Origin of the sequence: Psychrobacter pasteurii (assembly GCF_900162815.1) — a bacterium.
GTDB classification, from domain to species: domain Bacteria; phylum Pseudomonadota; class Gammaproteobacteria; order Pseudomonadales; family Moraxellaceae; genus Psychrobacter; species Psychrobacter pasteurii.
In genome coordinates this window covers 1-12,374 of the sequence record NZ_FUGD01000044.1, presented here as the reverse complement: position 1 = coordinate 12,374, position 12,374 = coordinate 1, and the positions used below count along the sequence as shown (strand labels likewise).

11 protein-coding genes are annotated in these 12,374 nt (G+C 44.6%); 9 read left to right on the top strand and 2 right to left on the bottom strand.

What is annotated here, in order from left to right:
• Positions 1 to 195: 195 nt before the first annotated feature.
• From A1232T_RS01925 to A1232T_RS01895, 7 genes are all read left to right on the top strand, one after another.
• Positions 196 to 1,227: a YheT family hydrolase gene (locus A1232T_RS01925; protein WP_077447791.1), complete on the top strand. Its 1,032-nt coding sequence runs from the start codon at positions 196 to 198 to the stop codon at positions 1,225 to 1,227.
• 129 nt (positions 1,228 to 1,356) lie between these two features.
• Positions 1,357 to 2,481, top strand: a complete 1,125-nt coding sequence (locus A1232T_RS01920) for a YheT family hydrolase (RefSeq protein WP_077447790.1) — start codon at positions 1,357 to 1,359, stop codon at positions 2,479 to 2,481.
• A gap of 156 nt (positions 2,482 to 2,637) precedes the next feature.
• Positions 2,638 to 3,180, top strand: a complete 543-nt coding sequence (locus A1232T_RS01915) for an acyl-CoA thioesterase (protein ID WP_077447789.1) — start codon at positions 2,638 to 2,640, stop codon at positions 3,178 to 3,180.
• A gap of 217 nt (positions 3,181 to 3,397) precedes the next feature.
• A complete protein-coding gene (locus A1232T_RS01910; RefSeq protein WP_077447788.1) occupies positions 3,398 to 4,909 on the top strand; it encodes an MATE family efflux transporter in 1,512 nt (503 codons plus the stop codon).
• A gap of 124 nt (positions 4,910 to 5,033) precedes the next feature.
• Entirely contained in the window at positions 5,034 to 5,969 is a 936-nt protein-coding gene (locus tag A1232T_RS01905) for a COG2958 family protein (protein ID WP_077447787.1), read from the top strand.
• Positions 5,970 to 6,061: 92 nt separating this feature from the next.
• A complete protein-coding gene (locus tag A1232T_RS01900; RefSeq protein WP_077447786.1) occupies positions 6,062 to 7,111 on the top strand; it encodes an NAD(P)H-dependent flavin oxidoreductase in 1,050 nt (349 codons plus the stop codon).
• A 100-nt stretch (positions 7,112 to 7,211) separates the two neighbouring features.
• Entirely contained in the window at positions 7,212 to 7,481 is a 270-nt protein-coding gene (locus tag A1232T_RS01895; protein ID WP_077447785.1) for a DUF2798 domain-containing protein, read from the top strand.
• 67 nt (positions 7,482 to 7,548) lie between these two features.
• On the opposite strand, the gene A1232T_RS01890 is transcribed toward A1232T_RS01895, so the two are convergent.
• Positions 7,549 to 8,313 carry a YidX family protein gene (locus A1232T_RS01890; protein ID WP_244152337.1) on the bottom strand — a complete coding sequence of 255 codons (765 nt, stop codon included), beginning with the start codon at positions 8,311 to 8,313 and terminating at the stop codon, positions 7,549 to 7,551.
• Positions 8,314 to 8,816: 503 nt separating this feature from the next.
• Between A1232T_RS01890 and A1232T_RS01885 the strand changes: the two genes are divergently transcribed.
• Positions 8,817 to 10,997, top strand: a complete 2,181-nt coding sequence (locus tag A1232T_RS01885) for a DUF2157 domain-containing protein (protein WP_167367021.1) — start codon at positions 8,817 to 8,819, stop codon at positions 10,995 to 10,997.
• Positions 10,994 to 11,614, top strand: a complete 621-nt coding sequence (locus A1232T_RS01880; protein ID WP_077447783.1) for a GDYXXLXY domain-containing protein — start codon at positions 10,994 to 10,996, stop codon at positions 11,612 to 11,614. Before A1232T_RS01885 ends, A1232T_RS01880 begins: the two co-directional genes overlap by 4 nt.
• Before the next feature lie 74 nt (positions 11,615 to 11,688).
• On the opposite strand, the gene A1232T_RS01875 is transcribed toward A1232T_RS01880, so the two are convergent.
• On the bottom strand, positions 11,689 to 12,374 hold a 686-nt coding region (locus A1232T_RS01875; protein ID WP_143513934.1), incomplete at its 5' end, for an RNA-guided endonuclease InsQ/TnpB family protein.

The window sequence follows — 12,374 nt, the reverse complement described above, 5'->3', positions numbered from 1 at the left end:
TTGTCTTTAATGCGTAGCTTGAGTGTTTTCATATGCTTAGTATCGCAAGATTAATTTTAGCTTACAACCCTTTAACGACTTCTTACGACAGTGTGTGTCGCCTTATATCTACCCCCTGAAGTGGGTGGTTTTACGGCGACCGGTGATAAATAGGTGGCGACTGGCTATATGGGTTGCCACGCGTACGAGGTTTCTATGCCAGCCCCTTTTACTCGCGAGCTAAAAACACTACCGATAGTCAATGGTGTGACCTTTGATTTTGAGCCTTTTGAGCTCCCTCTTTGGTTGAGCAATGCTCACCTACAGACCATCTTGCCTACAGTCCTTGTGAAACACGACCCTGAATACCGCCGTGAGCTGGTGCTTGATTCATATCAGATGAGCGATGTTGCTTATGATTTTATTGATACCGACGAGCCAAAGCCTGAAGGCAGTCAGTGTTATAAAACCCCATTGGTCGTCCTGTTTCATGGTATGGAGGGCAGCAGTGCCAATCATTATGCCCGCACCTTAGCTACTTATGTTAAGCAGCGGGGCTGGCACTTTGTGGTCGGTCATTTTCGCAGCTGTGGCGGCGTGCCTGTCCGTGAAGACGTGGTATATCATGCTGGCGACAGCCAAGAGACGCACCATACCTTGCAAGTATTAGCCGAGCACTATGAGACCATTTATGCTGTCGGCGTATCACTCGGCGGCAACTTATTAGCACGCTATATGGCGGACTATGGCGACGATGCGGTTTGTGAGGCTGCTGTTGTGTTCTCAGCACCCCTAGATTTGGCATCAGCCACCACCGCTATGGAAAGCTTGGTCGGTCGTCGACTTTATACCCCCTATTTACTAAACCCCATGCTGTCTAAAGTACTTAGCCAAGAGCTCGACCTCACTGAACTTAATAAGATTACCGCTAGTGAGCGTATCCAAGAATTTGATGAGGCCTTTACTGCACCACGCTTAGGGTATCGCTCGCCTTATGACTATTACCGTCAAGCTTCAGCGATGCCACATTTATATAAAATTAGCAAACCAACGCTGATTATCACCGCCAAAGATGATCCCTTCTTGGGAATCAATGCCACCGCAGGCGATGTCTCACCAAGCGTGGTGCTATACGAGCCAGCACATGGTGGTCATATTGGCTTTGTGCGTTGGAAAGACAAGCGATTGGACACCAACTGGGTCCCTGAAACTGCACTGAACTTTTTTGAGACAGTCGCTTCTGCTTAATATCTGTCTTAAAAAATTAAAGCCACTTACAAATTTCAGTAACCAAGCGTTCACTGAAAATGATTGGTTTTCCTTTACTTTGGGTTCATCATAGAGGTCTTACTTTCAATACTCTAATGAGCACCTTTTATGATTTCTCAGTTAAAACAAAAATTAAAATCTAAATCAAAAACCAATGCGGACACTACCTCAGCCTCTGCTTCTGAAATTGAGGCCAATAATACGGAGGCTGCATCTGCGTTAGACTTAAATGACAGTGATGAGGCGACGTTTTCCCCTACTCCCTTTAACCCGCCATTTTGGTTAACCAATCCGCATCTACAAACTATTCTGCCCAAGTTCTTTGCGCCAAAGCCGCCACAATACCGACGCGAAATCCTACGCGACTCATTAGATGAGAGCGACGTGGCTTATGATTTCTATGATGCACACCCCGTAGACAATACCGATGATAAAGTAGAACAAACGCCGCTTGTGGTGCTGTTTCACGGTATGGAAGGCAGCAGTGACAGCCATTATGCCCGTGCTTTAGCACATCAAATTCATGCTCAAGGCTGGCACTTCGTGGTGGCTCACTTCCGTAGCTGCGGCGGTATTCCAGCCAGTGGTCGTGTGTTTTATAACGCTGGTGATACCGCAGAGGTACACCATATGCTACAAACGCTACGCCAACATTATCAAAACATTTATGCCGTTGGGGTGTCGTTAGGCGGAAATGCCCTAGCTAAATATATGGGAGAGTATGGCGAGGAAGCTTGCTGTGAAGCGGCGGTCTCTGTTTCTTCTCCGGTAGATATGTCGTCAGCGGCGATGAATATGCAGCGCTTCTTGGGTCAGAAAATTTATACCCCTTATTTACTCAACCCTATTATCAAAAAAGCCTTAGGCAATGAAATCAGTGATGCCGAAATTGAGGCGATAAAAGCGGTGGATCGTATCAGTGATTTTGATAATATTTTTACTGCGCCCCGCCATGGTTATCGCTCAAATAATGACTATTACCGCCGTGCCTCTGCCCTGCCTCATCTGACTGATGTGGCCAAACCCTTGTTGTTAATCAGTGCTATGGACGATCCTTTTATTGGATTCACCGCTACTGAGAATGATGTTTCAGAATGCGTTACCCTTCTTGATACTGATCATGGCGGTCACATTGGCTATCTGCGTTATCTTTCTGAACAAAAGAAATTCGACATTAACTGGATCCCAGAAACGGTCGTCGACTATTTTAAATTTAACGGTATCGCGCAGTAACCCTATTTATAAGCCTGCTACTCTCCGTCATTTTTCTTCTAGTGGATAACCCTTCTTGTAGCAAAGAGAAGTGACGGTCTAGGCACGTCTGCTGCTTTGAAACGCCTCTTTTTTTCAGCATAATCAATGACCTAATTCAAATTTTGAGACTTGTGTATGTATCCTTTTTATCGCTATACCAAATCTATTGTGAAAGCCGTTGTGGCTCAAAAAAAAGGAGATACGGTCGACTTTACAGATACCGCAGAGATGCAGTTTCGCTGTAGCTTGACCGATATCGACAACTTCTTTGAGATGAACAATGGCCGCGTTTTTACCTTATATGACTTAGGTCGTACAGACTTTGCGGTGCGTAGTGGCTTGGGTCAGGCTCTGCTTAAACATCGCTGGGGCCTAGTGGTAGCAGGCAGCACCATTCAATATCGCAAGCGTATTCGTGCCTTTGATCTGGTGACCATTAAGACCCGTATTGCCGCAGTTGATGAGCGCTGGATTTATGTCGAGCAGTCGATGTGGGTTAAGGGCAAGCCTTGCTCTTCTGCCTTACTACGTACCGGTGTTACCAAGGGCGGCCGTGTTATTGAAACCCAAAAGGTACTGGATGCGATGGGTAGATCAAATTGGAGCTTACCACCGACCGGTTATGTAGCTGAGTGGATTGAGAGTGATTCACACCGCCCTTGGCCACCACAGAATTAGTTTTAAAAAATAAGTTAATTTTAAATAAAAAAGAGAGCTGTCAAATGATGGCTCTTTTTTTTATCGCTCGCAGCACTGTAAATTCTGTATAAATATGATTACAGCTCTAATAAAGACGCTAACCGCTTTATCCTCTAAGATAAGCGTTTGCATTTACTGTCTAATCATTTAACGGGTCTCTAATTAATTAGCCCCAGATAACACAAAAGGATCCAATTTGAGTGACACAATCTCCAAGGGTAAACAGCGCGATCTAACCACAGGCTCCATTGCCAAAACGATGCTCCTATTTGCTCTACCCACGCTTGGCTCATCGGTACTGCAATCGTTAAACGGGTCAATTAATGCCGTCTGGGTAGGACGATTCTTGGGTGAAGAAGCGCTTGCGGCTACGGCCAATGGCAATATATTGATGTTTATATTGATCTCCTTCGTCTTTGGCTTCGGTATGGCCTCTACGATTTTGATCGGTCAGGCCATGGGGCAAGGCGACAAGGTGATGGTCCAGCGAACTCTAGGAACCGCGCTTGGCAGTATTATTCCGATTAGTGTATTGCTAGCAGTAGCAGGTTGGCTGCTTGGGCCTATGCTGCTCGAACTTTTGGGAACCCCAAACAGTGCTTTTGATCTGGCTTTGACCTATCTGCGGATGATTTTTATTGCCATGCCGGTCACTCTCACCTTTACGCTATTAATGATGGCATTACGAGGAACAGGCGACTCCACAACACCGCTTTGGTTCATAGCTCTATCAGTGGCTATCGACTTAATTTTGACCCCCCTACTCATCTTAGGAGTGGGTCCTTTCCCAGAGTGGGGAATCTTTGGCTCGGCCTTTGCGACAGCGACTGCCAATACCGTAGCGCTGGTTGGCATGATTACCACTTTATATCTACGCGGCTCTGTATTGGCGCTCAATAAGTCTGATTTACGCTTTTTACGCCCTGACCGAGATATCCTTAAGTCGATGTTCTCAAAAGGACTGCCGATGGGGCTGCAGATGATTGTTATCTCTTCAGCGGCATTAACGATGTTATCTCTGATTAACCGTGAGGGGGTGCATACGACGGCGGCTTATAGTGCCACCCAGCAGCTTTGGACCTATGTGCAGATGCCAGCTATGGCGCTAAGCGCTGCAGCGAGTGCGATGGTGGCGCAAAATATCGGCGCCAATCAATGGAATAGAGTAGCAGGCATAACCCGCTGGGGGCTTATTTTTAACGTGGTACTCACCGGACTGCTCATTGTGCTGATGACCATTTTTGATGAGCCTATTTTAAGTCTGTTCTTAGGGACTGATAGTACTGCGTTACCCATTGCCAGTCATATTCAGCTTATGGCAACGTGGGGCTTTTTATTCTTTGGGATAGCCCAGGTGCTCTTTGGTACCATGCGGGCAAATGGCTACGTATTTTGGCCCTTAATCGTTATGGTTATCTCCATGTATCCGGTGCGTCTTGGCTTTGCTTTTGGGTTTTATTCAACCCTTGGCACCGATGCGCTTTGGCTGTCATTTCCGGCAGGTATGTTAGCGACGGCACTTATGGGCGCAGGCCTATATCTACATGGCAAATGGCGTAAAGGTAAGGTACTACCTCCCAAAGAAGCGGCACAGATTGCCGAGGTATACCGTGCTCAAGGAAGCTGCAGTGCGTCTTGTCGTGATTATGAGCCGACGACGGCTTGGGAGCAGTCCGAGGAGCCAAAGGCTGTGGCTCATCGGTCTTGATTTTGGGTTTCTACAGTTTTTAATGTCCAGTGGTCTATGCCGTAGCTAAATGCTTAAAGCATATAGATTTCTGTTACTATAAATAGATAAATTTTAATGTGGATTTGCTCGCTAGGAAGATAATATGACCACTCGTGTTCAGATGATAATAGAAACATTACGCGATTATCCGGACCAGATGTTTACAGCAAGACAACTGGCCGAACTGTTCCTAGATCGTTATCCACAAGACTTAGCTGAAAAAAGACTTAACCCTCGTTATAAAACCACCGAAGACCTTATCGTACAACTTGCCGCAGAGATTGGCGGTGAGCGTACTGAAGCTGCCAAACGTCTTTGCCCTAATATCGCAACTCAAGATAAGCCAAGACCCAGACGCTACTACTGGCAAACCACGCCGGATACTTGTGATTTAACTGAAGAAGATGATGGCAGTGACAGTGACGAGTTGATAGAAAACATTGCCCCTAGCCTAACTTCTTTTTCAGAGCATGACCTATACCCTATGCTGATTTCTTACCTATCAGAGGATTTAGGTCTTTACTGTCGCCGAATTGATGAGCGCAGATCCAGAAATATGCGAGGCTCTGGCGGTAACCACTGGCTACATCCAGATATTGTGGCGCTAGAAACACTAGATAAAGGTTGGAGTGATGTTGTACGAGCTTGTGTTCGAGGTAGCAACGATGCGGTATTTAGGCTTTGGTCATTTGAAGTAAAAAAGACCTTAAACAAAAGTAATGTTCGCAAAAGCTTTTTCCAAACCGTATCCAATTCTAGTTGGGCAAACTTTGCCTATTTAGTGACTGCTAATTTAGACTCTGCTGTTGAAGCTGAATTACAAATGCTTTCTGGCCTACATGGCGTAGGTGTTTTATTATTAAATCAGCAGTCTTTATTTGACAGTCAAATTCTAATTCCCGCTCGAGAGCGCACTAATATTGATTGGCTTTCAGTGAACCGTATCGTAGAAGAAAATCAGGATTACGAAGCCTTTATCGATCAAGTAGGTATTTACAGCCAAACTGGCAGACTGACCAAAAGTTTGTGGAACAAATAACGGCTAACCTCTACCTGACCTCACTGCACTATCCAAATCCACATCCGCTGTAAATTCACTTTAAGAGTCAGACTTTAAAACAAGGAACCGTCATGAGCCTATTAACCACCCTAAATCTAACCTGCCCTATCGTACAAGCGCCTATGGCAGGCGGAGCCACCACTCCGGAGTTAATTGCAGCGGTAAGTAACTTTGGCGGTTTGGGCAGCTTGGGGGCAGGTACTACCGCACCAGAGAAGATTAATGAGCAGATTAATCAAATTAAAGCCCTGACCAATAAGCCTTTTGCGGTGAATTTGATGGTATTGTCTGAAGCCCAGTCGACCACCTTTGATACGCCGATGCCGCAGTGGCTACAAGCTCATTATGACAAGCTGAATATGGAAGTGAACTTGCCGACCCACCCTGCACAGTCGTTTGAAAAACAGTTTGCGGTATTGCTAGACAATCCGGTGCCTGTGGCCAGCTTTACTTTCGGGATTATCAGCGCTGAACAAGTGGCCGCCCTGCACAAGGTCGGCAGCAAAGTTGTGGGAACGGCAAACCACCCTGAAGAAGCCAAAGCGTGGGCGGATATCGGTGCAGATGCGGTATGTGTGCAAGGGGTGGAAGCGGGTGGACATCGCGGCGGTTGGTTGCCTCAAAGCGAGCAAGACCCTTTAGGGCTGCTCACTTTAATCTCTCAGACCAAAGCCATTACCGATGTGCCACTCATTGCTGCGGGCGGAATTATGACCGGCCAAGCGATTAAAGCAGCACAAACTGCAGGCGCTGAGTTGGCACAGCTCGGTACGGCATTTTTGGCAACGTTTGAGAGTGGACTCAGCGACCTATATAAGGCTCAGTTATTACAAGCAGCCCGGGGGGATCGCAAAGCCCAAACCCGTCTCACCCGACTGTTCTCCGGTAAGCAGGCTCGCGGTTTGGTTAACCAGTATTTAGAAGACTTTGCAGAGTATGACAACGTTCAGCTGCCCGCTTATCCTCAGATGAATGCGATGACTCAGCCGATGCGAGGAGCAGCGGCCAAATCACAAAACCCAGAGTATTTATCCTTGTGGGCCGGCCAAGGCGTTAGTCAGATTAAAGCTTTATCTGTGGACGAGCTAATGACACAGCTAATGGCCTCTTTGAGAGCATAAATCAGAAACAGTAAACCCAATTATCAATAATTACAATTTAATTAAACTGGCTGCATTAGCTATAATTAACAATAAATATAATTATAAAGGGTTGGTTTGTATGATAATGAAAACAAGTTACTCAAGCGGTATACGCATCCACCGCAAATATCAGCGTCTGATTTTTACAGGGCTTATGGCGCTATTGATGTCACTGATTATCTCTACAGCACTTATTTTTCTAAAAGAAGGCTATAGCGAACACTTTTTTAACGAATTACTCCGCTCTTGGGGCACTTCCTTTATGTTTGCTTGGCCCAGTGCGTATGTGTGTGCGTACTTGATTCAGACCAAAGTACTGACTCGTATTGATTTTTATGATACAGAATAAGCCAAATAGGTGGGGTAATTGACCCCACCTATTTAGCTTTTTAAAACGGATTTATTCAGACTGACCGTTAGTTGCTCGCTGCATCTAACAATTGGAAAGGGAAAGTAACCACATCGAAGGCCAGGGCGAAGGGCAATAGTACTAACTTGCCTGCTGTACTGGTCCCACCGCTATGAGTTGTGGTGGTCTTGCCAGTGGTATAAATGGTGACCGGATAAGGTTTGGTTAACGCACTGTATTTTGATTGAATTAAGCTTAGGTTACTAACCGCAGGATAGACACCGCCTTTGATAGGTACGCTAAAGCAAAAGCGCTGTGCCTGCATACGCTGATCACTCGCATCGCTACACTCCTTACCGCCATTTTGCAAAAAGAAGTTGTAATCACTGCGCTGGAACTCATCTTTGAGCTTGGCGTACGACAGCTTCATTTCCCCTTGGAAATACCCATCATTATTGGGCGAGTAAAAGCTCATCTCATTATCGACACGAATGTGTTTGGGTGTCAGATTGGTCAATAGATTAACCATCTCAGGACCACCCTGCCTCAAGACATAGCTGTTTTTCTCACCGACAATAACCACGCTATTGCTAGGCATGTTGGCTAAGGGAGTTGCAGGACGACCAAAGGCAACCAATTGATCTTCCACCAATATCTGTTTGCTACTGGTGGTGCGACTGCTGCTGCCTGAGTCCAGTAGTTCAGTGGTAGCACAGCCTGAGGCTAGTAAGGCAAAAGCCAGACTGGCTGTCCCAACACCTTTTTTCACCAAGCTCAAACTAAGAGCTTTCGAGCCAACTGCTTCATGGTGACGCTTACTGAGTTTATTCATGAAGTCTTCCTTGTAGGGGTCAAATAAATTGGGGAGTAACTTTAATAAAACTTAAGTTACTGTCACTATTATATTAACCTGTTACTTAGGCGTTGACTATCTTTTTTACTACTGCGCTATGCTACGTCACTGCTGGTAAAGGTAACTAAAGCTTACGGCTGTTATTCATTATAGGTATATTAATAAAAAAAATATATGAGTGTGTCAATAATTATTCATACAATTATGTTATACCAATTCTAAATTATCGTTATTTATCAAACACTTGAAATAAATTTGACTAAGAAGTTTAATTTCTAATTATCTTGTAACGGCTTTAAAATGAAATAAAAAACCCAAATATTAATAAACATTTGTTTGGTAGTTATGCAAATTTACCTTTTGTAGATACTCTCGATGCCTCTGTATCCTGTATGCTGTATGCTGTGATAACTTGCCTGCTGACAATGACAAAGTTGTGTTTGATGAAATTTAAATCAGTAACCCACAGCATCGAGATCCTTATGACGCGCCTTTCTGCCCCCACTCCGCCTCTATTTAATACCACGAGTCAGGCAGCTACCCCTAGAGTTAGTAGCGAGACTTGGTACAATTTTTTTAATCGGTTTACGGCGATAACCAGTGCTATTTCACTGGTATTGGCTTTGGTATTTTTTATTGCCTATAACTGGATGGATATGGGCAAGATAGGTAAGTTTGGCTTAGTGCAGGCCGCTTTAGTGATAACAATCTTCGGCTATACCTTGTTAGTCTATAAAGGTGTCTCTAAGCTAGGCCAACAGTTGTTACTGCTTATCGCAAGCCTAATAACGGGCAGTTTATTGGCTTTGGTGGGTCAGGTTTATCAGACAGGAGCAGACAGTTGGCAGCTGTTTTTTGGATGGGCTGTCTTAATTATTCCTTGGGTGTTTTTGGCTCGCCTGCCTGCGCTTTGGCTACTTTGGTTGGGGTTAATTAATCTAAGCTTTATGTTTTACACCGCCACTGGTGGCTTTTTAGTCAGCAGCTTTTGGGGCAATAATCCGCTTTACTTGGACCTACTTCGCTTAGTTATCTTAACTGCTCTCAATCTTGGAGCCCTGATTTTGGGGTTAATGGTCAATAAAGATAAACCACCCCATCAGCCTCTACCCTGGAGCTTATATGTCATTGCGATATGGGTTGTGTTCTGTGCGACACGTTTAGGACTGTTCCCACTGTTCCAGGTAGATGAGGGATTGGCGACGGGCATCAGCCTTACAGCGTGGGCTTCAGTAATGGCCTTCTTATACTGGCGCTTTTATAAAAAACAACGAGACCTGCTGATGCTAACCATGCTTAGCGGTTCAGCAATCATAGTGCTGATGGTAATGGCCTCGCAGTATATCGCGCCCCATTTAGGGGATGCAGCCTTATTTGCTATGGCCTTTTTACTCATCACTCTTACTGCCCTTGCTGTAAATGGGTTACGCCAATTAAATCACTCAATAAAGCAGCATCCGGGCACAAAGCAGCGACTAGAGCCTGTAACTCAGACGACCGCAACTCAGGCAACAGTGACTCAGCCTATATCCGACCCCATTACTGTAGAAAACTCTCATACTTCTAGCGAATCCGTCAAAACTCCTTGGTACATACAGCTATTACTGGCCATCAGCGGCCTGTTTTCTGGGGCTTTAATCACTGGGTTTTTAATGGTAATTCTCGGCAATACCTTGCGTGATATGCTGATGAAGCTGATATTAAGTGGGCTGCTGTTATTTATTAGCTTTGTGCTGTTTAATCCACAGTTATTTAAACGCCAAGCTACCTCCACCGTTAATAAATCGCGTACTTTCAGTGAGGGCTTAGCCTTTGCTTTAAGTTTGTCAGCACAAGCTTTTTTAGCAGCCGTCATAGGAGAGCAGTTTGACTCCACTGTGGCGATGGTTTCGACTTTTATGCTGCTTCAGTTATTTCTACTAATAGCTTTTAAAGACACTTTGCATCGTTTTATTAGCGCCTTTATTGCTTTAGGCTGCTTGGTTTGGTTATTCAGCTACTTTCAGTTGCCTGAATTATCAGCCCCCTTATTGGCCTTAATTTCTGCTGCGGTTACTCTGCCCAACTCCAGAGTAATGAGGGCTTCTCGAACCACCAAGAACCCGTACAATTACACGCTATTTAAACCCTTAAGTTACGCCAGTACGCTGATGTTATTAATGGTATCTGTGGTATTTATTGTCGCTGAAAACACACAGTCTATCGCCGGGGTCGCAGGTGACTTCGTCTATAACTACTTCTTAGCTCAAGGACTGCTTATCGCGGTCTGCTTATATGTTGCCCATATTATTTTAAGTCAGTACTCATTAAAGCTAACCTCAAAAATGGGGCGATTGATTGCTTTAGGTATTATTGGCTTAGGCGTGGTTTCTATTTATATCTCTGGGATTTTGGCTACTAGCCTAGTTATAGTCTTGGCCATTGCCAATGCTAATAGAACTCTATTGGCTTTAGGAGTTAGTGCTTTGGTCGGGTATATCTTTTGGTATTACTATCAGCTAGACACCAGTTTGCTGCAAAAGTCTGCTTCATTGCTGGCGGTATCGATAGTGCTATTTGCCATTTATAAACTGATAAATATTGCCTACTCTGACGATAACAACCTGCCTAAACTTCAGAAGAATGACCCTTCAAAACTAACCACAGATGAGGAGTTATCATGAGTTCAGCTGTCTTAAAGCGCCGCCCACAGCTCTCTTCTAAAATTAGCTTATTGGTGGCTATTGTTGGTTTATTAATAGTTTTAGTAGTGGTCAATCTGGGGATAAAAAAGTACGAGACCCATTTGGCAACGGCACAGAAGGTGCTACTACAGCTCGCTCCCGTAGACCCACGTAGCTTAATGCAAGGCGATTATATGGCCTTAGATTACGCCATTTCTGAACAGATTATGGCGGCCATAGAGCAGCAGTTGGCTGCTACCGATAATCAAAAACAGATAGACACTTTGTATAACTTGTCACAAGATGGCTTAGTGGTTATTAAAAAAGATCCGCAAGGTGTGGGCCATTTTTTGCGACTGCTCGATCAGCCAAAAGAGGATCCATTAACTTTGGCAAAAGACGAGTTACTTTTGGCCTATCGCCTGCGTCATGGACAACTAAAAATAGCTACCAATGCTTTCTTCTTTGAGGAAGGTCAAGCTGCCGCTTTTGAGCAAGCCAAATATGGGTTATTTAGAGTGAATGATAAGGGTGAGCCCTTGCTAACGCATTTGGTGAACAGCGAGTTTGAGGTGATTGATCCTAAGAACAACTCGCCCAAACCTTCCAATAAATAGCCGTATCAAAGCTTATCGCTACTTACTGGATCACTAATAAATACAAACATTCTGACGGTTACGACCGCCTATACTTAGTCTTTGACTTCCTCCCCTCGCGAAACCGAGGGGATTCCTACAGCTAGACGGTCAAGCCCGACCGCAAGGATGTTCTTAGCAGCATTCATATCTCTATCATGCCATGTGCCACACTCAGCACACCTCCATCCTCTTATTCTCAAACCTGCTCTACCTCTCGGGCTACTGTCACTTATTTTAAGGCAGCACGAGCAAGTCTGGGTAGTGTAACTCTCATTTACGATCTCAAACTGACAACCTGCATGCTTGCATTTATATTCCAGTTGTCGTTTAAGTTCAAACCAACCTGCATCGTATGTTGATTTAGCCAGTTTGGTCATCGAATTGGTAAATGAGCGAGATTTAACTTCACCAACCACAATTAAGCTGTTGTCTTTAACAAGCTTGGTGGTGAATTTATGAATTAGGTCTAATCTTGTATTTTTTATTTTGGCATGAATGGCTTTAACACGTTTTTTATTCTTAGCACGCTGAGCGGTTGCTAATTTATTCGCCCATTTTTGCGTTTGCTTAATAGTGAGTTTATCGCCCATTGAGGTAGTAGCAGCTTCCTTTAAACCTAAGTCAATACCAACGCTGCCCTTACCACTTGCTTGTTTGGGGTAGTCTTTAACGGTAATACACGCATACCAACGATTACGACTGTCTTGTACAATCTCTAAGGTGTTAATTTGATATAGAC